The organism is Rhodopirellula sp. J20-39 (assembly GCF_057365095.1).
In genome coordinates this window covers 1,714,131-1,736,882 of sequence record NZ_CP195123.1, presented here as the reverse complement: position 1 = coordinate 1,736,882, position 22,752 = coordinate 1,714,131, and the positions used below count along the sequence as shown (strand labels likewise).

Genomic DNA, 22,752 nt, shown 5'->3' with positions numbered 1-22,752 from the left:
TGGATTGTTCAACAAGAGCGACGTTCCGTCGTCCGACGGGATTTGCTATCTTCCCCCACTTGTGGTTCTCGCCTCTTTCGCCGCGTCGTGATTCATGCCCGCCTCTCAATCCGAAAATCCATCCACCGCCCCCCAGTCGGGAACCGTTTCGTCGTTGCGACCGAACGCGAGTGGCGTCGTTATCACTGGTTTAGGAGTGGTCAGCCCACTTGGCAATTCACCTAGCGAGCTCATCAGCGGGCTGCGTGCGGGCGAATCCGGTATTCGTGAACTGACCCAGGTACCGACCAACGCTTTTTCGGTCAGTCACGGAGCCGAAGCGGTCTCGTTCACCGGACACATCAACGACTACGGCCCGTTGGAAAAGTCGCTACAGCGAACGATCCGCAAGGGCAGCAAAGTGATGTGCCGCGAAATCGAAATGGGTGTCGCTGCCGCTCAATTGGCACTGCATCATTGCGGCTTCAGCCCAGAAGCGTTTGATCGCGACCGGACCGGTGTCGTTTATGGATGTGACTACATCATGTCTTGCCCGGATGAATATTCCGAAGGCATCGCCGCCTGCACGACCGACGGTGAATTCGATTTTAGTAAATGGGGCGAACAGGGACTCCCCAAAGTCAACCCGCTGTGGTTGTTGAAGTACCTGCCCAACATGCCCGCTTCGCATATTGCGATCTTCAACGATTTACGTGGGCCCAACAATTCAATCACGCTTCGCGAAGCATCCAGTGGTGCTGCGATCGCCGAAGCCGTCTCGACCATCATGCGTGGCCACGCGGATGCGTTGGTGGTCGGCGCCACCGGTTCAAGAATCCACACGCTGCGAACGCTGCATGCTTCGATGCAAGAGAAATTGGCCGCCGATTGTGCCGACCCCAGCAAGATGTCGCGTCCCTTCAATGCGGATCGCGACGGCAGTGTCTTGGGCGAAGGTGCCGGGGCATTGGTTTGTGAATCTCGCGAACACGCCGAAGCCCGTGGTGCAACGATTTTCGGCGAAGTGATTGGCTACGGCACCAGCGCTACGGGCCCCGCCGCCGGCGAGCGTCCACTGAAGGTTGCGATCGCAAACGCGATCCGTGCGGCAATGCGTTCAGCCAAAGCCGCCGGTTATGGAGAAACACCAATCGGCCACATCCACGCACACGGCCTTAGCGACGTGGGCATGGACCAAGACGAAGCCGAAGCAATCAACGAGATCTTTGGCGATGTGACTTCCCAACCACCGATCACGACCGCCAAGGGACACATCGGCAACCTAGGTGCCGGCAGCGGCATGGTTGAAATCATCAGCAGCATTGAAAGTCTTGGTGCAGACCTGTTCCCGATTCGCAACCTAGACCAATTGGCCAGCGAGTGTTCAATCAACGCGGTTCAAGGAAACTCGGTTCCCGCTGGCGATAGCTTCATCAGCGTGAACGTCACCCCTCAAGGTCAATCCTCGGCCGTGTGGATTCGCAAGTCGTAGAGTAATCAGACGAAGGGTTTGCAGCCAGGATTCGCAGACTTCACTAGAACGTGCCGATTACCAACGACTGCCCGGTATCAACGACTGTCTGGTATCAAAGACTGTCTGGTATCAAAGACTGCCCGGTACTAACCACTACCCAGAAGCCTGAATCGCTACACTCTATCTGGTTCATTTTCTATCATCGAGAGAACAATGCGTCATCGAATAGACGATGCGTTAACGCTCAGCGGTGAGTCACTTTGAGCCGAAACTCGGCGTAAGCGGGTCCAGCACGAACGAGGCCCTTCACCAAACCGATTGAAAGGCAGCCATGTTTGACAAGCACGATGGACGTGGGATTCGGCGGTTTGCCATTGGGTTGGCGTTACTAAGCCTGATGGCGGTTTCGGCCACCGCGTGGGTTTTGTCGAACGTTCGTCGAGAACAGCAAATTGTTGATCGCCTGATCCAGCATTTGCCTGAGAGTGATCTGCAGGTCGCCAATGAATTGTCCGGCGATCTCAGTTTACAGGGCAGCTTGTCGGTCCTATTGGTGCTTAACATCATCGCCGCGGCGATTGCATTCGCGATGGTGATTCGCGGCTACATGAGCAGTGAACGAACTCTCGAAGACATGCGAGTTCTATCGACCGATATCCTGGCCAGCATGGATGCGGGAGTGATCACGACGGATCGCAACGCAGTCGTGACCAGCACGAACCCGAGTGCCCGAGAGCTGCTTGAATTAAGCGGCGACGGAACCGGGATGAAGTTGTCCGAACTTTCCGAAGAACATTCCCTGCTCGATTCCATCTGTGCGGAAATCAGCACGTTCCATCAACCAATTCGCGATCGCGACTACTGCATCGAACGCAAAGGCCACACACGCACGCTGCGGGCGGGTTGCACGATGCTGCACAGTCGCAACAACGAGCAATTAGGGATGGTCTTCCATGTTCGCGACGTGACCCAAAAAGCCTTGATCGAAGCACGCTTGCGACGGATGGAACGCTACATGGGTCTGGGTTCCCTTGCCGCCGGTTTGCAGCATGAAATCAAAAACCCTTTAAGCGCACTTTCACTGCACATTCAACTCTTGTGCGAACGAATCGGGCAAGAAAACGACGACGCCGAGGTCGACGAACTGCTCGACATCTTAAATACCGAAGTGTCCCGCATTAACAACGTCCTGGACGGTTTCCGCAACTATGCATCGGTTACGGCGTTGGGGAAATTGCCTGTCGATGTGCCCCTGCTGATCGAGAAACTGGTCCGATTGCTCCGTCCCCAAGCCGAACAACAGGGCATTTCGATCGAGGTCAAAATGCCCAAGGAGATGTTGGGGACCATTCCGGCGGACGCCAGTCGGCTGGAACAGGTTTTCTTAAATTTGGCTCTCAACGCAATCGCAGCAATGCCAGACGGCGGAACCCTGCGTTTCGACATTTACCCCCAGGCCAAGCGACTCCGCGTCGACGTGATCGACACCGGCAACGGGATCCCGGACGAAGTTCGCTCAGAGATCTTCGACCCCTATTTCACCACCCGGCAAGAAGGCACCGGAATGGGGCTCGCGATTTGCGACAAGTTCATCCGGCAACACGACGGCAGTATCGACTTTCAAAGCGATAACAACGGCACGACGTTCACCGTCTTACTTCCAATGGACTGACACGCCGTAGATCGGGCGACGACAAAAGCCCTGTATGGCAGATAGTTGATCTCTGCCAGCGCAAGCAAAACCAGCAAGATCAAAGACAACGAGCGTGCGAAAACACTCCTGTTAGCACACGCATCAGTATTCAACGCATTCGGCGAAATTCGCGGAAGCGGCTAGTTCACCGTATCAGCGATATTCGGCATCCCGGCCGGGCCGATTGCCGCGGTTGGTGCTGGTTTGGGCGAGCGAGATTCCGGTGGCGACACAAAACGCTGCTGCGGTGGGACGACCACACCACAACTGACGACAAACTGGATCGCTTCATCGATGGTCAAGTCCAAGTCGATCGCTTCACTACGCCGAATCGTGACCGTGAAGCCTGTCATCGGCATCGGGCTGGTCGGCATCAACACACTCAACATGGGCTCACCCGCCGCTTCGGAAATTTCCTTCATGGAATTGCCGGTTACGAAACCAAGCGACCAAATGCCTTCGCGTGGGTACTGGATTGCGACGACCCGGTTGAACTCGATTTGACGGTCATCGAAAGCAAAATCGGTAATCTGCTTAACGCTTCCATAGACCTTGTTGACGATTGGAATTCGCAAGATGGTCGCATCAAACGTGCTGAGCACCCATCGACCGATCCCGCCGGTAAAGAGTCGCCCCAGGAAATACAGCAGCGACAAAAACAGGATCAAAAAGACGGGAACGACGACCGATCGCGGCATGTACCGCAATTGCACGTAACGATCCCAGTATGCCGCTGCGGTGCTGGGAGGCACTGCGGTGGGGCCAAAACCATCGATTTGATCGTCAACTTCCTTGACCACGTAACCAGGCAGGAATCGCCGCCCGGTCGGATCAGGAACGTAGGACAATCCGTTGTAAGTGAAACCTCGCGGGGATCGAGTCCCACGGCCGTTATCTTCGTGTGCGGGTATTTCTGTCCGAATCGCATTGGGCGGCAGGCTGTCTTGAATGTCAGCCAAACTCCACACCAACGTGCTGCGAATCCCGCTTTCGACCGGACGCAGGACATAGTTTTCGATGGCATTCCATGCCCAAATCAAGACCACGATGGTCAACAATGGCGGCAAAACAACGCCCAGCCCACGCAATAATGCGTGTCGAACGCCACCACTCCCGTGACGCTTCGACGCGTCGGTCGCGTCCGACGCCGTGTCGTCAGCGGAGGGACTGTGTGGTGCGGATGAGTCGGTCATGAGCCAAGCTAGCGGTTGGAACGACGGGCGTTTGAAACAGATCGGCGAATGAAGTGCAATTTTGCCGCCAATGACGGCATCAAGTGGCCAAAGACCTCAACCGCCTTGAAACTTTAGCACGTGATATCGAACGCAAAAACGTCATTGCCCTCAATTCTTGCGATGACGCTCCACTTTACCAATCTCTCCCGTAATAACAGCCCCGTTTAGAGAAGTTATTACTCAACCATTCGGCCCATCCGTCACAAGAGTTCATTCAGATGAGGTGAAAATCCAGGACTTCCGCAGTCTTCCCGGCCACGATACAGCCACGATATATCCGTGGCCACAAAACATCCCTTCTCACGATCCCTGCTCACGCGGCAGTGCTTTCCCCTGATGCTCGGGAGATTGCCGGCAACATGGCTCGCAATTCAACAGGTTTAGCTGACAGATTCGACCTGGTGAGACCAATTCGGCCGAGTCAGTGTTCCCGCATCGCCAACGCGATGACCGCCAGCGAAACACGCTTCGCCCCGGCCTGCATCAGCACCCGCGAAATCTCGTTGGCGGTTGCTCCGGTGGTCATGACATCGTCCACCAAAATGACCTCCCGATCCCGCAGCAGTGACTCGGCAGTCAGCCGCGCCCGCCCAAACGCTCGCCAACGCCAGGCCAGAGGAATCTGGATCGCGAAAGCGTCACGCACGTTTTCGCGGCGTTCTTCGTCCCCGAGCCAGGCTTGCTTCACCATGGGACGAGTCGTTCGCAGCAGATCCACATGCAGCAAACCAAGCTCCTTTGCGACGAAACGAGCCAAAAGCCGTGTGCCGCTTCCGCCCCGGTGGGCCTGGCGTCCACGAGGGCTGGGGACATGGGTCACAAACGGGATCTCGGGATTCGTGACCGGCTCGAGTTTGTTTTCGGCCGGCTTGAGGTCCCCAGCTTCTTGCTTCAGATCCATCCAGCGAGAGTGGACAGCAACCGCCAGACGCCTTGCCAGTTCACGGGTAGCGGTCGCATTGGACGGATACTTTGCCATGACAACAGCATCGGAGACCGCACCGCGATAGCGATACAGCGGCGTGATGCGTTGAAATCCGAACGGTTGCTCCAACCTGGCGCACCTAGGACAAGGAAGAGTTGTCGCTAGATCCTCCGTTTCATCAGGTTCAACGTGCGTGGATCCCATACGAGGAATTTGCTGGACAATCGGCCAACCACACGCATAGCAGGCGTTTTTCATCATCCTGCGAGACTCGGATATCGCCGTATCGCACCCTCGGCAGAATACCCGCACTTGTCGCGAGCCTATTCTCTTGATGTCTTCACCAGTATTTGCTTGATCCGCAATTCCATTTCCTAAATCCGGTTTCGTACTGGGATCCAGCTCAGCACCGGATTCCTCATCGATACAGGGTGACTGGAACAGTTCCCCGACCGGTTCGCCACAAAGGGCACAACAAGGCGGGAAAAGCACTGCGGAGAACGATTCCCAGTGTTGCTTCCAAGATTCCGCAAAAGCAGACGTTTTTGCCGGGTGCTTAGAAGTGTTCCGAACCAACGACGATTCCGGCCCGATCGGCTGGGACGTGGGCCCGTTCGGTTCAGAGGCGGACGTTTCGGATGCGGGTGAAGAAGACATTTCCGAAATTTTACAGATTTACTTTGTGCTGACGCGAACCTTCTGCTGAAATAAGGTTCTAAGTCATCAGCTTCGCGAGCCTTTTCAGGTTCGTGTCGCAGTCTTTTTAACATGTGCTTCCAAATCCGCGCCGGATATACGGTGCCGGGAGGATCCAATGCAAATTTTGATTTCCAAATTGAACGACATTCGCAACACCCGCATCAGCGGCCTTCTGCGCAATCGCTTCGAGTGGATCTCAACAGAGATTGCATGCCTCACCGGTGAGTATCTCCGTCGTGCCCACGTCGCGTTCATGCCGGCGACCGTCAAGGTCGTCCCGGTACATGCAATATCGGGGTCCGCTATGTCGGCCCCCGCCATTGCCGCAGCGATGAAAGAGTTTGGAAAGCCTCTCCATACCAGTGATGGTGCGAATGCCAGAGATGCCGCGGACCAAACGTGTCCGTGGCGTCCGCGATCATTTAAACGAGCGGTAGGTGCTCGATTCGCAAAATTCGGCGTCAACTGAAAAGCCTTGTTGGTTTTTCACACGACTGCCTCAAGACGGTAACGACGACACATTCGTCAACGCCGTCCAACCGTAGCAAGTTCCTCGCGCCCTGAAGTGAGAACTTTTTAGCCCAGCACATAGGTCTTGGATCGGCGTTCAGTCGTTCCGATGGATCCATGGCGATCGGCGGAAGTTTTCCAGAATCCTTAGGCACATTCCTTCGCACGTTTTGACGTCCGACGGCATGACCGAAAGGAAGCGAGTGGCTGGCAATCACACCCACTGGAATACAACCGATGCCCGGTTGTCAGCCTGAGATTGCAGGCTGGCTTCGGCCATCCGACTCCCGAACGATTTTGGGGAGAAATATATCATGACGATCAACAACACCAACACGCTCGCTCGCCACATCACAAGTGCGACCAAGGCTCACGCCAGCTTGGATCATTTGACGGTGGCTCAATTGGTCATGCTCGCTCAAAAAGGCGACCGTGATGCTATGGGCGAACTATTTGAACGATACCAGCCCGCCATCGTGGCGCTCGCGATGCGTCGTGTCCGAAACGCTCACGAAGCTGAAGAACTTGCTCAAGACGTTTTCATCCAAGCGATGCAAAAGGTGGATCAATTGCGAGTCCCGGAAGCGTTCGGAGGTTGGTTGCGTCAAATCGTCCACCGCATGGCAATTAACCGTGTCACGCGAGGACGATTGTCGGTCGCTTGCGATCCAGAAACTCTGGAAGCAACCTGTGCCGATGACGCGTCACCGGACGACGTTGCGCAAGATCGCGAACAAGCCGATGCCGTTCGCATGGGTTTGACGCGACTTGGAAAAATGGATCAGCAAACCTTGCGAGCGTTTTACTTGCAAGGACAAACGTTGATCGAAATGAGTGATCGTTTCGAAGCACCCGTGGGAACGATCAAGCGTCGTTTGCACACCGCTCGAAAGCGATTGGCTGAAACGATGAAGAACGACTTTCCGGCCACCGTCCCCATGCCCACTCGCAACGTGGACATTCCGGTATGCCAAGCCGTTTAGATAGTCCGTTGGCAGAGTTCATTCCGTCGGGTTCACGCTCGACGGAATGATCGCCGACGTGATTTCATCAACCAACTCGTCGATGTCGCGAGCTTGGCCTTCGACATGGGTTTCGATTGGCCGAATCTCGCCGAACGAGCGGAACCAAGTTTCTTGGCGACGAGCCAACCGCCGGGTGTGAAAGAGAACTTGTTCAGCGGCGGCTTGTCGATCGAAATCGTCGCCTTCGTTTTCAATCGCATCGAGTATCTCGCGATAGCCGACTCCGATTCGTGCAGTTTTCGAAAGCGTCCCGTATCGCTGACAAAGCTGCTGCACCTCTTCGACCAACCCGTTGGCGAACATGTTTTGCACGCGAAGTTCGATACGCTGATGCAGAACCTCTCGAGGCGTTTTTAAAACGAAGACAAAACCGTCGTTCGCATCATTTTCGATATCGAACTGAGTTTGCCGGTGACTCATCGGAATCCCCGTTTGACGCTTTACTTCCAAGGCTCGGATCATTCGCCGCACATCGGATGGATCGATCCGCAATGCCGATAGCGGGTCAACTTGTTGCAACCGATGACGCAGCGCCTCAACGCCATACTTTTCGACATCCTGCAGCACGGCGGCCCGAAAGTCCTCATCCGCTGCGGGCCCCGGATCAAACCCTCGCAGAATGGCTTTTAAATACATCGGTGTGCCCCCCACGAAAAACGCTCGATTTCCGCGGGCTTCGATCTCGGCGACGCATTGATGCACCGCGGTCAAATATGCAGCAACGCTGAATTCTTCACTAGGCTCCACAACATCGATCATGTGATGCGGGACTCGTTGGCGTTCGCTTCGCGATGGCTTGGCCGAGCCGATGTCCATGTCTTGATAGATCGCGATTGAATCGAGCGAGATAATTTCGAGTGCCCCCGACGAGCCGTTTTCAGCAATCCGCTCGGCGACGCGTAGGCTGAGCTCCGTTTTTCCCGATGCGGTTGGCCCGGTTAGCGCGAGTACGCGGTTGAACAGCGGCGGAAAACTCGTCATCACGTTAAAAACAGACTCACTTGAGGGTGGCAACCTCGTCGGAAGAGGTAAAACTGGGGGCGGTCCACGCTGCAAAGGCAGCCAGTGTGGGCATCTAAGCGTCCCGCCAAAGGAGCGATTAGGTGTTAGAATAGTATGTTGCCGGTCATTGTGGGAACCTGTAAAGGGTGTCCCCCAATCCAATCATCGTTCGGATCAGCTCTTCGTGAACTTGCCGGCGGCCGTTTCGACCACCAACAGCATCGCCACGGCAAGTTAGCTAAACTGAACTTCCGCTTCACCAATCATCATCACAGCTTGGCTTTCGGTTTTCGTCCCGTTCCCTCTACCCGTTTAAAGAGTTTCGCCGATGGGCATGACCTACTTTCGACGCTACCGGATGGAACTGAAGCTCGATTCGTTTGACGCTTCGTGGGACCTGGACGCACTTCAAGAATCGGGCTATTCGTTAGTCGGATTCGACGACGGGCTTATCCGTGAACACGCCCAAGCCAAGTTCCAGAGTTTTCGTCGCGAGATGGACGCTGACGTTTTCCCTTGTCTGGGACGTCGCGATGGGTGCCTGATGCTGATGCGAGAGATTTCGGCACGAGCGACATTCGTACCTGGTGCGACTTGGTTGGTTCGATACCAAGAACGCCCCGGTGGACGGACGATGCCGGTCGCAACCGTGCAAGGCATTGAACAGGACGGTTGGGGAGCGATCCAGAACTTAGGCGTCATTCCCGAACATCGTGGTCGCGGTCTGGGCCGATTGCTGATGCAGCGGGCGGCGACCGGATTTCAAGCCGCTGGGTTGTCTCGAATGAACTTAGAAGTGACGACCGCCAATACTTCCGCGGTTCGCCTGTATGAACAACTTGGCTTCCGCCGTGCTCAAGTGGTTTACAAGGCGTGCGAAGTCGCGGGAGCTTGATAGCACCGCAACCGCAGGACACAGCTCGCCGGCAGCCGATCGAACTAGCGAACTAGCGATCCATTTCCGCTAGTTCAATACCCGCCGTTAGGTGAAGATGCACTGGCGTGCTTCGAAGATCAAACCGCGTTGTCCGCCGCGAAGTCGCTTGGCTTGGCCTGCCTTCGAGACAGCCTGATCGAATAGTTTCGGCGACAAGAACAAGTCAGCGGTATGCTCCAGATCCGCCAGTTTGGCAACCTGTTCCAACGCGGATCGGTGTTGAATACCGATTCCATGCGCACGACACATTTCCAAGGTGAGTTCGTCGGCGTTGGAAAGCGTTGGCACCCGCATGCGTGTCATCGTGACGTAGCCAGCTACCAATGCGGCAACGACACAAGCCGCAACGAGATAAACCCATATGGGGATTCCCGACGACTCGATTGGGGCGCGAAATTCGGGAGCGAGATCACTGGTGTGAGTGACCGCGAGGATGGCGAACGAATTGCCAATCATGACGACCGCCTTCGAGGCAAATTTGTTTTCGAAACTCGTGTTGTGTTCGTTGGCAAGTCAGGCGTGCCTAGCGTGCAATCGATTTTCATACCGACATGCCTCGCTCTTTCATTGCCACCATCGCCGCATCGCGAAGGGATCCCTGTTGGGAACCAGCAAGCTCTTTAAGCAATTCGCCTGACACTTCACCTTGAGAAGCACCGAGGGCTCGAACGGCTACGATTCGGGCGGTTTGGTGATCGGTCCGAGCGATCGCGGCCAGAGGTTCAATCATCAAATCCACCAAACCCAATGTTTGTGTGAACTCGATCGCCTCGAGCCGTCGCTGCATAACGGCATGTCGCAGCCCATCTTTGACTACCTCCAAAGTGCTGGAGTCGACTTGCATCAAGGCACGACCTAGCCGTAGTTTTTTCGGTTGGGAAAGTTTGGGGAATGCACCAATCGTTTTCTGGATCGTCAACTCGCTCAATAAGCGAACTGCGGCTTTGGAAAATGCCGGTAGATCACTTTGCGATAGTTCGACCAAACGTAAACAAATTTTGGCCGCCCGATCGCTATGCGAATCCTCGTGAGCAAGCTCGCTGTAGATGTTCCCGTCCATGATAGGGCTTTCAAAAGCATCCAGCCAAAAACTCATGCTCGGACATTCGCAACGTGACAATGCGATCGCCACGCTATCGACCACGTCATCGGAAGATTGACGGGCCCGCCCGCCGGACGGAGTGGTAGCCATGAGAGCCGCAATCCGATCTCGATGTCGGTCAACAATTTCCAATAACACTGCGATGGTTTCGGGATCTTGTTGCATCGCCGTCGAATACGCGTGCGCCACCGCGGCATCTCGATCGATCCCGAGTTCACGCAGCATCGCGACTCCACCACGCAAACAATCCGGCAGACCATATTCCTTCAGGTTCGCTAAGGTTGCAGCGGCGGGTGATGCCGAAATCATCTGCAGCAGCGATTCGCGGTACGTCGCATCTTTGCGTTGCAGCAATAGGCTAAGCACACAATCCGGAATAGCACGACGCCGGAAGAATCCGGCCAGTAGTTCCATCACGTTCTGACGGCGACTGTTTCGTAAACGTCGCAGGATCAAAGTGCGACAAGGAGTATCTTGATTGAGCGTCGATTGCAAACAGGGATCATTCCAGGTGACCAGCACCAAGAATGCATCGAGCAATCCTTCTTGACGGTGCGATTGGAACTGGACGAGCGTTTTCAAAAGCATCGTAGTAACAGCGATGCGTTTGCGTTCCACGTCCGGGCCAACCCGTTGGTCGGCGTAGTTCCGTCGCGCCTCGCGGCCCCAAATTTGGGCCATCGACAAAACGACCTCAACGCTCGCTTCGCGGACTAAGTGTGACGAATGCGAAGTCGACAACGCGATCAAGCGTGGCAGGGCGTCGCGCAATTCGAACGCCGACACGATTTCAATAGCGGTCTGAACCGTTTTCTCGTTAGCTTCCGTTCCATCCAACCGCTGCATCACCGTTTGAAAAAGCGGGCAATCCACATCGCGGGTCAAACTCGTCTTGCTTGTGGCTGGATTCGAACTTGGTTGCGATTGCAACTTGTTGGACTTGGGCGGGGCGGCTGGAAACCCACCATCGTACTGGTTGACCGCTTCGATGATCAATTTGCGATCAGTCGACCAGCGATCCAGCACGACATCGTGCGAGGCACTGTCGTTGCGATAGGCGAGTGTCCGGTAACAGCGGCTCTGGACTTCAGGAAATTCTGATGCTGCGCCACGGGATAGCACTCCCACCGACTCGGGGTGAGTCGTAGCGGCAAGAATTTGGTAGCTCGTTTCAAGCGACATAGGAAGCTGACAGCGATAAGTTTTAGGCGTGACAACTTAAACCTAGTGTACGACTGGCGCCATATTCGATGCCGTACTCCAAAAGAGGTAGTGAACGGCCTCGATGGCGAGGTCGTGTTTGGTAGAATCCCTACAATGCTCACCACACGCAATGTTCGCCACACAATCACTCGCGTGAACGGCTGAGAGATCGATCGTCGCGATCGTGGTTGTTCGTCGACGAGCCCCTTCATTCAAAGAGATACAGTGCGTTACGCGATCATTGGTTCCGGTGCGGTTGGTGGTTTGTACGGCAGCATGCTGGCTCACCACGGCCACGATGTTCATTTCCTGCTGCATTCGGATTACGACCATGTCCGCGAGCATGGGATTCGCATCGACAGCGTGCGTGGCGACTTCATTTTAAAATCCCCCCAGGTCTATCAAAACGTCACCGAGATGCCACGGTGCGATGTTGTGATCGTGGCGATGAAGTCAACCAATAACGGTCTGCTGGCGGATCTTCTGCCGCAGGTGGTCGCTGACGATGGAGTGGTCCTGACCCTGCAAAACGGTCTCGATGTGGAAGCGGATTGCGTTTCCGTTCTACAGCAATCCGGGGAAGAGCATCGTCACGAAATACTTGGCGGATGCTGTTTCTTATGCAGCAACAAAGTCGGGCCAGGACACATTCACCACTTGGATTATGGAAGAATCGTCTTCGGGCGTTATGAATTCGTGGGGGCTCTCCCGCCCCAAAATGTCGGGCAAAAGATCCTGAGCGACATGACGGCATCGGGCATCGACGCCCGCTGGACTGATAATCTGGCCGCCGCCCGATGGCGCAAGCTGATGTGGAACATTCCCTTCAACGGACTATCGGTGGTGCTGGATGCGGCGACCGATGCATTGATCCAGACGCCGGCCGCACGATCTCTGGTCGAGACCATTATTCGGGAAGTTCACCGTGGTGCGGCGCAGTGCGGGGTGACAATCGATCCCAACGCGATTGCCCAAACTATCGAGCACACCGAAACGATGGTTCCCTACGACAGCAGCATGCGGCTAGATTATTTGGCCGGTCGAGCGATGGAAATTAAGGCGATTTTCGGCAATCCGCTCCGGTCGGTCGCCCAATCCGTGCGAGCCGAGGCAGCGGAATCGGGAGCCTCCATACCGGATTCCCCGGCCAGCGAGAATTCCATCGATCCAGCAGTCGCAGGAGTCATGCCCAGCGTGGCCATGTTGTGCCAACAGTTGCAATTTTTGGATTCACGCCGAGGTACGGCGTCGAAAAGAGACCGCTGAGCGATTATCTTGTGGGCTGCCGGTCTGGGCTGCCCCCCCTAGATGCCTGGCAGATAGACCAATTCCCCATGCGTGATTGACTTAGATATGACGGACCATTTTCAGCAGCCCGGCAACAGTCGCACTGAAATTTACCAAGAACTCGCTCAATTGCGATTGATCGATCCGCATACCCACATCAATCCCCACGCTCCCGCCTCGACCACCTTGGCGGATCTGCTCGGATACCACTACTACACCGAACTTGCCCACTCAGCGGGCATGCCTAAGTCGCGAATCGAAGACAAGTCGATCGGCCCGAAAGAGCTGGTCGAGCGTCTCGTCGGCGGGCTAGCACCGCTCGAAAACACGGTCCAATACAGTTGGCTGATCGCGATCTGCAAGATGTTCTTCGGATTCGACGAAGACAAACTGCACCTGAATAACTGGGAAGCACTCTACGATCGCAGCGAAGCGGTGATGTCGTCGGCTCAGTGGCCGGACATGGTATTGGACCAAAGCAATGTGGAAGCCGTTTTCCTGACCAACGACTTCGACGACGATTTAGCGGGCTTCGACACCGATCGTTACATCCCCTGTTTGCGAACCGACGACCTGGTCTTTCATCTGGCCGATCCCGATGTTCGCGGACGGTTGGCTGCGTGCACAGGAATCGAACTGGACGGTTCGCTATCGACTCTACGTGCAAGTCTTCGTCAACGATTCGAACACTTCGTCAGTCGCGGTGCACGAGCGTGCGCGATCTCGCTGCCGCCGCACTTCACTCCCACCCCGGTCGCCGATGGGCGAGCATCAACAGCACTCGACGCGGTCCTTCGCAATGGTTTGACCAGCCAAGCGAATGACAAAGATGCGTTAGGACGTCGCGTGTTCTGGACACTGGCGGAACTATGCGATGAGTTTGGTTTGCCGTTTGACCTGATGATCGGAGTCAATCGCAAGGTCTACCCCGAAGGCGTTTTCCAAGGCCAAGACCTCTACGATTCACGCGTGTCGCTGATCCAGTACCGCGAATTGTTTAACGCCTTTCCCGATGTGAAGTTCCCCGTTTCGGTTCTGGCCAGCGTGACCAACCAAGAACTGGTTAGCTACGCGTGGATTTTCCCAAACGTCTATCCCAACGGACATTGGTGGTACAGCAACACGCCATCGACCATCACGCACGACCTATCCGCTCGCCTTGAAGCGGTGCCACGAACCAAGATGATCGGCTACTACAGCGATGCCTACAAATTGGAATTCGTGTGGCCGAAGTTCGACATGTATCGCAAGATGCTAGCCGGCGTTCTGGCGGATCGGTTCGTCGCCGACCAAGGCTGGAGCATTGAACGGGCGGTTGAACTGGGTCGCCAAGTCCTCAAGGACAACACCGAAGAGATCTTCCCACGTCCGGGGAAGCCTTCCTCGGAAACACCTCAAGACGGATCTGATAAAGAGATCGGTGATGGGGGATTGGGTATCGCAGGAGCGATTTCGGATGCTGGCTCGGTAGCCGCCGCTGGCTCCGCAGCAACCCTTGGCGCGATCGCGACAGGATTAGGTCTCGGTACTGACGACGACGAAATCGAAGAAATTGAACCGCCCGCCATCCTCGAAGAGACAGACGACAACGAACCTGATTTGACCGCCGGCGATGAAAGCCCAGTCGATCAGCAGGACTCGTTTGACGACTTAGAGTCGCAAGAGAATTCAGGATCGGATGCCGACCTTCTCGATTCGTCAGACTCATTCGACACCGTCGTGATTGAGCCAGGTGGATCTTCGCAACGGGACGAGGACACACTCGGTGAGGACGAAGTCAATGAATTAGGCGAAAGCGTCGACGTCACCGATGACTTGGACGAGGAAGCCGATGACATGAGCGACCTGACCAATAACGCGGCATCCAGCATCACCACGTTCGACTTGCCAACCGAAGCCGCGGCCACCGTGATTGACGAACATCACTCGCCGAAAACGGAAGCCAGCGAAGAACTCAGCGACACCGTGGACGAACCTGATGCATCCGACGCGACCGACGAAGTCGAAGTGATCGACGAACAAGCATCGGCCGAAGAGAGCGTTCTGGATTCACTCGACGCACTTCCCGACGACGACGAGATCGCTGAATTGGATCTCGATGATGTCGAGCTGATTGATCCAGCGGGCGCCGCCGTACTGGACGGTAGCGCACTGGAAGCCGAACTGGACGATGAACCACTCAACGTTGGCGACTTGTCTGGCGACGATGCCGATTCGAGCGACGATGCGGCCCAATCACCTCAAATCAAACAACTCAGTGGCGACACTTCGTTCTCGCCCGACGAAGAGTCGTTTCAGTTGAAAGCGGATCCGCAAACCGGTGAGTTCACCTTCGACATCGATTCATCAGATGATGGAGACGACGAGATGAGCTTGGTGGAAGAAGCGGTTGTTGTCGAATCAGACAAAGGCGACTCCAGCAAAGAATTGTCTGCGGACGACATTGCTGAACTTCCCGCCGAAGATGTCGACATATCCGACGTTAGCGAGGAATCGGGTGACGCGTCCTTGGATGTCATGGACTTGGATGTCACGGACACGAGCGATGATGACTTGGTGATCGAAGCCGATCCCATCGATGAAGCGACCGCAAGCATGCGATTAAGTGGCGATGACCTGGGAGTTGAGGTTCCGAAGGATCCTTCACCCAGCAGCACTGCGTTACCCAAGTCCGCGGACTCGTCCGACGCCCCGTCTTCCAACGTGTTGGACACCGATGAGTTCAATCTTGATTGGCTGGAAGACGACGACGAAACGGAAGAAGAGAAGAGCTAACGCCTGCACTGGAGAATCTCCAGTGCCAGCAATCAGCTCACTATCCGTGATTGTTTTCGTGTCTTAGCGGAAGACGAAGAACGAGCCATTGTCAGCCACGTCGAACATTGGACGACGGTAGCGGCTGGCGGGATGGTTTGCTCCCGGGCGATACACAACGCTGATTCCTAAGTTCCAGCCTTCGGAAACATGGTCAGCCAAGGCTCCTTCATCGCCGGGCGAGAAGTAGGTGGAACTGACCTGCATCGAGAAGCATGACTTCAGCGGCACATCGATATCGCTTCCCAAGATGAAATGATCATCGTCGGTCCCACCGATGTACGACGTCCACTCGCCGGTGTTGCCGAACAAGCGACGATAGAACGCTCGGTATTGATTGGACGCTTCGATCGTTTCGGAGCCCACGAATGCCGCACCCGCATCATCGGTCACATTGGTATCGACGGTTTCATTGCTCACCCCGGCCATCCAGTGGAAGCCAAAGTTGTGGCATGCCGACATCTTCCAACTCACTTCCCCACGCAATTGCAACAGGTCAGCTTGGTAGTACCAGTCTTCGTTGAGGTAATCAAGCACCACGCCGTACTGCAAGCCGTAGTCGACTCGGCGGAACAAGCCACCAGTTAAGAAGATTTGATTTCGAGTTTCGCCGGTGAAGTCTTCACCGTGAAGGTTGCTTTGGGTTGCCCGCAAACCGAACTGGGCCGACAAGTCTGCACCCAACCAAGGACGCAGGTTCCGTCCTTCGTTGAAGCCCTGATGGAAACCAAAGCTGCCGCTGTCCGTTTGGCTCGCCGCACCTGTGGTGGGGTCGTTCATCGGGTTGTGGTATGCCTGGCTGCCGAAGAAAAATTCAAAGCGGTTCCAATCGATTCGTAAGATTGGCAGAAACAGCGGAAAGCAATCAATCTCGCAAGCTGAATCGTATCCATCACAACCGCCCATCCCAACGCCCGAACAAGCGTCACAGCCGCAAGGTCCGCCAAACGTTTCGGCACCGCATACAGGCTCCATCCCGCAACTGACTTCGTATTCCATCCCGCACGCAGGTTCCGCGATGTAGCCGCCATCGCAATGGCCGCAATCACAAACCGGACCGCATGTGCCGTAGTCTTCCAGGAATCCAACTTGTTGGATCAGGGAACCCGAGTTGCTCGCAACCGACTTCCGGCGTGAACTGGGTTGAGTCTGTCGTGACTGCGTAGGTGCCGCCTCTTCAAAATCGGCAACCGCACTGGCGTCCGCATCGACTCGTGAAGGTGACCAAACCATTCGCTGAACAGGTTGGCTTCGCTTCAAACGAATTGGCGTGTCAGCGGAAGAACTTCGATCGTCCGCTGCGATGATCGCTGCAACAACAACCGCGATCACTACGAATCGGCTGCGAATGCTTGACCGGTTTTCTGAATGGTTTCGCAGCGAAGGGATAATCGTCATGACTTCGTCCAATGGAGATGGAATTGATTCCCAGGCACGAGTAACGCATCAATCGCATCAACAGGTACCGGGACCAGAATCAGTTATCGGACCGACAAACCCTCTCTCATCAGCAAATCCTCTGCAATCGTCACAGTTTATCTCGCCGTCCTAATCGGGGGACCTGAACAATCCGAACCGGGGTGGTTTGTTTGACCGCATGAATCACTTGTTCCGATGAAAGAGGAACCGCGTACTAGAACGGTCAAGTGCGTGATGCCGAATGGATTCGGCAGTGTTTGAATTTGACGAGCCATACCGGTTTGGCAGCCCACCGGCGGAGTTTCACTCTGTCAACGACGGCTTCCAGCCTTCAAAAAACGCCATCCAGGCGGGGCAAAATTCAAGCTGCGACAGCTCGTTAGTCATCGGAGGTCAATCAGTCGCATGAATCGTCATTTGCGAATTGCATTGATTGGGCTGTTGGTCATCGCCATGCCGGGCGCCGGAATTTGGCTGGCCGCGCCCCGCACCGCTGCGGCACTGGGCCGAACGCTAAAGCTAAACCAGGCGTTGACTTGGGTCGGAGCCACTTCCGCTACCGAAATCCAAACCGGCGAAACGTACGACGATAGCTGGACACCAGTTCCCGATTCGTTCCCTCCGTTCGCCCAACCGGGTTCGAGCGTCGTGGAACAATCGGTCAGTGAAACTGCCTACCCCGTGGCGGTCACGTATACAGCGTCACAGGTCATGCACTGGGCGTACGAGCGATCCCCCGAAGGACGGTTGATCGAATCGGAAATCCAGGCGGTGATGCGAAGCGTCGATCCGAAAGACAAAGACGCGTGCTGTTCCGCTCACTTGATTCGCAACGTCCTTACCGAAGTCGCTTTGGCACGCCGAGCGGACGATGCCGCTCACGCCATCGTGGCCTATCACAAGCTGATTGCGGCAACCCAAGCCGCAGCCAAGATTGACGAAGCGATCGCCATGCAGGATCGACTGGTCGCGATGTCCGTGGAAGCCGAGCGGTTGGAGTTGCCCGACGGCGACCCGCTCAAACTACGCGAAGCTCGGCTGGAACTGCTGGATCTGAAGTCCCAACAGCGTTTCAACGCCTTGAAACTTCGCCAGGAATTGTCGCGTTTAACGGGCCGAGACGAAGCCGAAGTCGCTATGGCAATCATGGTTGCTCCGCTTCCTGACCGAGCTCCCAGCGTTGTGGCGGGCGAAATGGTGGCGACCGCACTCGCTCAACGTCACGACCTGCAAGCCGTCGCGATCTTGTGCCGCGATCTAAACGCCTGCAACATTGATGCAGGCCGTCTGCTGATGGGAATCGTCAGCCCTGGTGCGGGTCTATCGCTCGCCACCGCTGCGAAGGGCCTCTTCTCATGCATGAAAGATGATCCATCGGACAATGACCTGAACGAGCGGCGGCGACAGTGCAAACAGCTTTACCAGTCACTTCAAATCATCATCCGCAACGAGACATTGCAAACGGTTTTAGATGTTCGTGCGGCCAACAAAAGGCTTGAGCTGATCGATCAGCGAATCGCTTTGATGACCGAGCGATTGGACCAAACCCGCGGTGCTATCCGGCTCGACGAGTCTCCCGCCGGCAGCGATCTACTCGTTGAGCTCGAACTGTTGGAACTGCACGGCAAGCGAATCGGGATGCAGAAGGACTTGGCACTTGCCATGGACGACCTTGATCACGCCCGCAGCATGCCGCTGCCCTAACGCAATGGGTCGCAATTCAGCACGAACTGCCACCCGATTGCGATCCACGCCGTGAAACTACACGGCGTCCTGGATGTAAGTCTTTTCGCGATAGAAGTAGCCAACCGGCACGAACAGAATCGCCGTGATCAGAATGCACTTCGTCCAGAACCAGAAGTAGCTGGCTCCTTCTAGTAGCAAACGCCCGCCGATCGCGTAGTCGCGAGAAAACGTGGTCGTCACGCCACCGTCACGAGTTTCCAACAACTCTTGGCGAACTTCGTCGGCTTTGGCCGGATCACCAGCCGAACTCAACAGAATCTTCTGGCGTTCGAGCCAATTGAAGTAGGGCTCGCCCGAAGCTTCAGCGGCGTCTTCCGTGGACTGAGCCCGGGCCAGTGAGCCGGTCAGCGTTTCATCCCAACGTGTTCCGTCAACCTTGTCAGCACCAGCGGAATACAACTGGTAACTATCACGAGAAACCAATTTGTAAATGATCGGGTTACCGTGGGCGTCCGTCGCGTCTTTCACGATATCGCTAATCGCGTCCACGCTTGGCAACGAAGCTTCATCGCTATCTGCTTGAGCAAAGAACGCGGCTTCGATCTGGTCGGCGAGTTCACCAAACGCTTCTTGTGATGCGTTATCAACGGACTGCAATTGGCCGTCCTTATCCAGCGAAAGCACCACATCATCGGTGGTGTCCGCCTTGCCATCGGGGCCTAGCACGATCAATTGATTGCCCTCTTGCCCTTCGGCTGCTTCCCGAACTTCGGCTGGAAATAGCTTGTCTTCAATCTTACCCTTCGCCAGCACATCGCTATCCACGCCTTCGCCAACCAATGCAGTGACGGTAGGCGTTTGAATGAAGCGGTTCACGATCGCGGTGAAGAAGTTGCCTACAAAGACGGACAACAAGAACACCGCCATCACCATCGATTTCATGCTTTTGGGCGATTGCGTGTAAGCGAATTCGAGGCAGGTGATCGAGACCATGACCTCCGCGGCGGTGAGCACGCCATAAGCTAGAAACTGCCATGAAATCGAGGGTTCTTGCCCGGCGTCGATCAATTCTTGCAAGCCAGCGACAATGGCAAAGCCGCCCGTCATCACGAACAAACCAATGCTGATTTTTCGAATCGGCGTTAACGTGAAAACGCGGTCCACCAGCGGATAAATTCCGAACTGGAAGACCGGGATCAGGGTCAGGATCAAAATTGGATTGATCGCTTGGATTTGAGATTCCAACCAATCGATACCCATCCAGTTTCGGTCGAGGTTCTTCGCTTGCAAAACCCATGAAGAACCGGTCTGGTCAAACAGAGCCCAGAAAACAGCGACGAACGAAAAGATAATGCTCAGCTTCAAAATCGCCGAGATTCCAGTCCAACTGAACGTCTCGCGAATGAACTGGATTCCACCAGCGGGAATGTGAACAAAGCGGTTACGCCCCAACCAAAACAGGAACGTCGCCAGTGCCATCAAAACACCTGGAATACCAAACGCCCAGTGCGGTCCGTAGTGTTCGAGCAACCACGGTGTTAACAACGTTGATAGAAACGCACCGAAGTTGATACTGAAATAGAACCACTGATACACCTTCGTTAGCAGGTGCTGGTTTCCTTTACCAAACTGATCGCCCACGTGAGCGGACACACAAGGTTTGATCCCACCGCTTCCGATCGCGATTAATAGCAATCCGGCGAACAACCACATCCCCGCGCTCGTTCCCGGCGATCCCATGAACGCCAACGCCGCGTGTCCGATGCAGTAGACAATCGACAGGAACAGAATTGTCCGGTACTTCCCCAAGAAGATGTCGGCGACCAACGCGCCGAGCACTGGGAAGAAGTACGCCGACGCGGTGAACGTGTGATAGTGTTCGATCGCTTCGGCTTTGTTCATTCCGCCGCCTGCCGGTGCGGTCGTCATCCAGTGCAGGTAATCCGTCATGAAGATCGTCAAGATTGACTTCATGCCGTAAAAGCTAAACCGCTCGGCTGCTTCATTCCCGATGATGAAGGGAATCCCACCGGGCAAACTAGAAGATGTCGACGGTGCGGTGGCGTAGGTCCCGTGACCCTCGGCCGCGCCAGATACAGACGAACTGGATTCAGGCGAATTGGATTCGGTTGCAGGCGTCTCTGCGTTGGACGATGACATCAATTGCGGCTTTCAATACATGTGAGGCGATCGCGGCAGACAAACAGCAGCCCAGCAGCACTAGCAACCTGCCAGTTCCAGGGCTCCAACGAATTGACTGCGTCCATATTGCGACCAAAGCGAATCAATCCGGGTGATCCGTAACCACCCGAAAAAAGCCTTGGGGGAAGCTCAATGAGAGCGTAAACCATAACCCCGCTCGGCCAGGGCAACCACTATGGGCCGCCTTAACGGCGTGCATCCCGCACCTCAGACAGGCCTAGCGTGCGGCCACCGGATGCTCACCGGAAGATCGTCGATCTTGCCCAGTCAGCAACGATCTTTTCAGCCAGACGAACTTGCCGCAGTGCGAACTTGACGCAGTGTATGGGTGAGCAGGCAACAGGCCCGGCACAGGCGTCTGGATCACAACCATCCGTCTGAATCGATGTCCGTCGCCCGTATACCGAGGCGGAATCTGGTACCAAGGCAGAGTTTTTCCCCAGCCCACGTTATCGATCCGGTCATTCGGCTCGACCAGCCATTCTCTCACACAAACGATTCCCGACGACTCGACTTACGACTCGATATCGTCGCTCGTTTGTTATCGCTGGTTCGACAAAGGCTGAGCGGTGGGGCGCTCGGCCATTTGAGGCGGTCCAGGCGGATGATACGGGTTACGAAACACCTTCCAGTCGGTAGGTGGCTTTTCGTCGATGAATGTCTTCATGAATCGATTCAACAAGCCTTGCGAGATCGAGTTGCGTTTGATGTCCACAAACTCGTAGTGATCCCACTTCGGTGCTGTCTTGATGTTGAAGTTAGGTGCGTACATCAACAACGCTTCGGGCAAGAAAGTGTCTTGGCTTAGCGCGATTTGAACCAGCTTGTATTGAGCACGATCTTCTTGACGCTTTGGGTACGCTTCAATCAACATCATGCCTGGCTTAGGAGCCTGGACTTGGCGAACCCAATAGCGTTCTTTGATTTGTTTGGCGTCGAGGTTGAAGACGAACGGAAGCGGACTTTCGAAGATCTTTTGTCCACGCATTTCAGGTGGCAACTGTTGCACCTTGCATTCCTTCTTGCTGTGATCGAACTCCAGCAACTCTTCTCCGTTACACACCCAGTGCTCGCCGAACTGGCCTGGTTTTTCGCTGTACTGCGGCTTGCCCTCTTTCATGCCATCAAAGGTCAATTTTTGATCGACTTTGAATAGACCTCGGTCAGGCGACGCGTACTTAATGACACCGCGTGCTTTTTCGGAATGCACACCCGCGGGTGCAGCGAATAGATCGTAGTGCCAACGTTGGAATTGACATTCCAGCGTCTTGGTGCCGTTGCTTTGAGTTTCCCAGGCCGTCAACATCGCATCGAGGCGTTGTTGTTCTGCCGCACTGAGTGGTGGGAACGGGGCCGCGTTGGGATTCTGTATCGCAGCGTTCGACGGCGTGCCGGGTGCTTGAGCAACAACAGGGCTCGCGGTTAGCAACGCAATTCCGACGGCAAAAACCGACAAGGTGGCGGCAATCAAGCTCTTTTGGCTGGACAACCATAAAGTTGACTGACTGAACTGACTCAAACGCATCATCCTTGACGCTCACTGAATTTGGGGGGAATTGG

16 protein-coding genes are annotated in these 22,752 nt (G+C 55.3%); 8 read left to right on the top strand and 8 right to left on the bottom strand.

Annotated elements, in window-relative coordinates:
- Positions 1-94: 94 nt before the first annotated feature.
- Together ACR3ZL_RS06220 and ACR3ZL_RS06215 are read left to right on the top strand one after the other, a co-directional pair.
- On the top strand, positions 95-1,471 hold the full coding sequence (locus tag ACR3ZL_RS06220; RefSeq protein ID WP_473648753.1) for a beta-ketoacyl-[acyl-carrier-protein] synthase family protein: 1,377 nt from the start codon (positions 95-97) through the stop codon (positions 1,469-1,471).
- A gap of 313 nt (positions 1,472-1,784) precedes the next feature.
- Complete coding sequence (locus tag ACR3ZL_RS06215) at positions 1,785-3,125, top strand: two-component system sensor histidine kinase NtrB (RefSeq protein WP_473648754.1); 1,341 nt, start codon at positions 1,785-1,787, stop codon at positions 3,123-3,125.
- Between the two features lie 161 nt (positions 3,126-3,286).
- Here ACR3ZL_RS06215 and ACR3ZL_RS06210 read toward each other — a convergent pair whose 3' ends face one another.
- On the bottom strand, positions 3,287-4,339 hold the full coding sequence (locus tag ACR3ZL_RS06210; protein WP_473648755.1) for a DUF502 domain-containing protein: 1,053 nt from the start codon (positions 4,337-4,339) through the stop codon (positions 3,287-3,289).
- 463 nt (positions 4,340-4,802) lie between these two features.
- Positions 4,803-5,435, bottom strand: coding sequence for a ComF family protein (locus ACR3ZL_RS06205; RefSeq protein ID WP_473648756.1), 633 nt, complete (start codon positions 5,433-5,435; stop codon positions 4,803-4,805).
- 685 nt (positions 5,436-6,120) lie between these two features.
- On the opposite strand from ACR3ZL_RS06205, the gene ACR3ZL_RS06200 reads away from it, so the two are divergent.
- Both ACR3ZL_RS06200 and ACR3ZL_RS06195 read left to right on the top strand, forming a co-directional pair.
- The gene (locus ACR3ZL_RS06200; protein WP_473648757.1) at positions 6,121-6,474 is read left to right on the top strand and encodes a hypothetical protein; all 354 of its coding nucleotides are present in this window, start codon (positions 6,121-6,123) and stop codon (positions 6,472-6,474) included.
- 355 nt (positions 6,475-6,829) lie between these two features.
- The gene (locus ACR3ZL_RS06195) at positions 6,830-7,498 is read left to right on the top strand and encodes an RNA polymerase sigma factor (protein ID WP_473648758.1); all 669 of its coding nucleotides are present in this window, start codon (positions 6,830-6,832) and stop codon (positions 7,496-7,498) included.
- Between the two features lie 18 nt (positions 7,499-7,516).
- On the opposite strand, the gene miaA is transcribed toward ACR3ZL_RS06195, so the two are convergent.
- Entirely contained in the window at positions 7,517-8,521 is a 1,005-nt protein-coding gene (gene miaA / locus ACR3ZL_RS06190) for a tRNA (adenosine(37)-N6)-dimethylallyltransferase MiaA (protein ID WP_473648759.1), read from the bottom strand.
- Between the two features lie 349 nt (positions 8,522-8,870).
- On the opposite strand from miaA, the gene ACR3ZL_RS06185 reads away from it, so the two are divergent.
- A complete protein-coding gene (locus ACR3ZL_RS06185; RefSeq protein WP_473648760.1) occupies positions 8,871-9,437 on the top strand; it encodes a GNAT family N-acetyltransferase in 567 nt (188 codons plus the stop codon).
- Between the two features lie 87 nt (positions 9,438-9,524).
- On the opposite strand, the gene ACR3ZL_RS06180 is transcribed toward ACR3ZL_RS06185, so the two are convergent.
- Together ACR3ZL_RS06180 and ACR3ZL_RS06175 are read right to left on the bottom strand one after the other, a co-directional pair.
- Positions 9,525-9,935, bottom strand: coding sequence for a hypothetical protein (locus tag ACR3ZL_RS06180; RefSeq protein ID WP_486173291.1), 411 nt, complete (start codon positions 9,933-9,935; stop codon positions 9,525-9,527).
- An 85-nt stretch (positions 9,936-10,020) separates the two neighbouring features.
- Positions 10,021-11,763, bottom strand: a complete 1,743-nt coding sequence (locus tag ACR3ZL_RS06175) for a hypothetical protein (RefSeq protein ID WP_473648762.1) — start codon at positions 11,761-11,763, stop codon at positions 10,021-10,023.
- A 297-nt stretch (positions 11,764-12,060) separates the two neighbouring features.
- Here ACR3ZL_RS06175 and ACR3ZL_RS06170 point away from each other — a divergent pair, with 297 nt between their 5' ends.
- Both ACR3ZL_RS06170 and ACR3ZL_RS06165 read left to right on the top strand, forming a co-directional pair.
- A complete protein-coding gene (locus tag ACR3ZL_RS06170; RefSeq protein ID WP_473653388.1) occupies positions 12,061-13,050 on the top strand; it encodes a 2-dehydropantoate 2-reductase in 990 nt (329 codons plus the stop codon).
- Between the two features lie 87 nt (positions 13,051-13,137).
- Positions 13,138-15,846 carry a glucuronate isomerase gene (locus ACR3ZL_RS06165; protein WP_486173290.1) on the top strand — a complete coding sequence of 903 codons (2,709 nt, stop codon included), beginning with the start codon at positions 13,138-13,140 and terminating at the stop codon, positions 15,844-15,846.
- A gap of 63 nt (positions 15,847-15,909) precedes the next feature.
- On the opposite strand, the gene ACR3ZL_RS06160 is transcribed toward ACR3ZL_RS06165, so the two are convergent.
- Positions 15,910-17,283, bottom strand: a complete 1,374-nt coding sequence (locus ACR3ZL_RS06160) for a DUF6666 family protein (RefSeq protein ID WP_473648764.1) — start codon at positions 17,281-17,283, stop codon at positions 15,910-15,912.
- 426 nt (positions 17,284-17,709) lie between these two features.
- Here ACR3ZL_RS06160 and ACR3ZL_RS06155 point away from each other — a divergent pair, with 426 nt between their 5' ends.
- On the top strand, positions 17,710-19,008 hold the full coding sequence (locus ACR3ZL_RS06155; protein WP_473648765.1) for a TolC family protein: 1,299 nt from the start codon (positions 17,710-17,712) through the stop codon (positions 19,006-19,008).
- Between the two features lie 57 nt (positions 19,009-19,065).
- On the opposite strand, the gene ACR3ZL_RS06150 is transcribed toward ACR3ZL_RS06155, so the two are convergent.
- Both ACR3ZL_RS06150 and ACR3ZL_RS06145 read right to left on the bottom strand, forming a co-directional pair.
- Positions 19,066-21,150 carry a POT family MFS transporter gene (locus ACR3ZL_RS06150; RefSeq protein WP_486173289.1) on the bottom strand — a complete coding sequence of 695 codons (2,085 nt, stop codon included), beginning with the start codon at positions 21,148-21,150 and terminating at the stop codon, positions 19,066-19,068.
- Between the two features lie 583 nt (positions 21,151-21,733).
- A complete protein-coding gene (locus tag ACR3ZL_RS06145; protein WP_473648767.1) occupies positions 21,734-22,720 on the bottom strand; it encodes a TIGR03009 domain-containing protein in 987 nt (328 codons plus the stop codon).
- Between the last annotated feature and the right edge of the window lie 32 nt (positions 22,721-22,752).

What these genes read in the sequence shown, in the direction of transcription:
- ACR3ZL_RS06220 (WP_473648753.1), top strand. Translation starts at nt 95, where the DNA reads ATGCCCGCCTCTCAATCCGAAAATCCATCCACCGCCCCCCAGTCGGGA.
- ACR3ZL_RS06215 (WP_473648754.1), top strand. Translation starts at nt 1,785, where the DNA reads ATGTTTGACAAGCACGATGGACGTGGGATTCGGCGGTTTGCCATTGGG.
- ACR3ZL_RS06210 (WP_473648755.1), bottom strand. Translation starts at nt 4,339, where the DNA reads ATGACCGACTCATCCGCACCACACAGTCCCTCCGCTGACGACACGGCG.
- ACR3ZL_RS06200 (WP_473648757.1), top strand. Translation starts at nt 6,121, where the DNA reads ATGCAAATTTTGATTTCCAAATTGAACGACATTCGCAACACCCGCATC.
- ACR3ZL_RS06195 (WP_473648758.1), top strand. Translation starts at nt 6,830, where the DNA reads ATGACGATCAACAACACCAACACGCTCGCTCGCCACATCACAAGTGCG.
- miaA (WP_473648759.1), bottom strand. Translation starts at nt 8,521, where the DNA reads ATGACGAGTTTTCCGCCGCTGTTCAACCGCGTACTCGCGCTAACCGGG.
- ACR3ZL_RS06185 (WP_473648760.1), top strand. Translation starts at nt 8,871, where the DNA reads ATGGGCATGACCTACTTTCGACGCTACCGGATGGAACTGAAGCTCGAT.
- ACR3ZL_RS06180 (WP_486173291.1), bottom strand. Translation starts at nt 9,935, where the DNA reads ATGATTGGCAATTCGTTCGCCATCCTCGCGGTCACTCACACCAGTGAT.
- ACR3ZL_RS06175 (WP_473648762.1), bottom strand. Translation starts at nt 11,763, where the DNA reads ATGTCGCTTGAAACGAGCTACCAAATTCTTGCCGCTACGACTCACCCC.
- ACR3ZL_RS06170 (WP_473653388.1), top strand. Translation starts at nt 12,061, where the DNA reads ATGCTGGCTCACCACGGCCACGATGTTCATTTCCTGCTGCATTCGGAT.
- ACR3ZL_RS06165 (WP_486173290.1), top strand. Translation starts at nt 13,138, where the DNA reads ATGACGGACCATTTTCAGCAGCCCGGCAACAGTCGCACTGAAATTTAC.
- ACR3ZL_RS06160 (WP_473648764.1), bottom strand. Translation starts at nt 17,283, where the DNA reads ATGACGATTATCCCTTCGCTGCGAAACCATTCAGAAAACCGGTCAAGC.
- ACR3ZL_RS06155 (WP_473648765.1), top strand. Translation starts at nt 17,710, where the DNA reads ATGAATCGTCATTTGCGAATTGCATTGATTGGGCTGTTGGTCATCGCC.
- ACR3ZL_RS06150 (WP_486173289.1), bottom strand. Translation starts at nt 21,150, where the DNA reads ATGTCATCGTCCAACGCAGAGACGCCTGCAACCGAATCCAATTCGCCT.
- ACR3ZL_RS06145 (WP_473648767.1), bottom strand. Translation starts at nt 22,720, where the DNA reads ATGATGCGTTTGAGTCAGTTCAGTCAGTCAACTTTATGGTTGTCCAGC.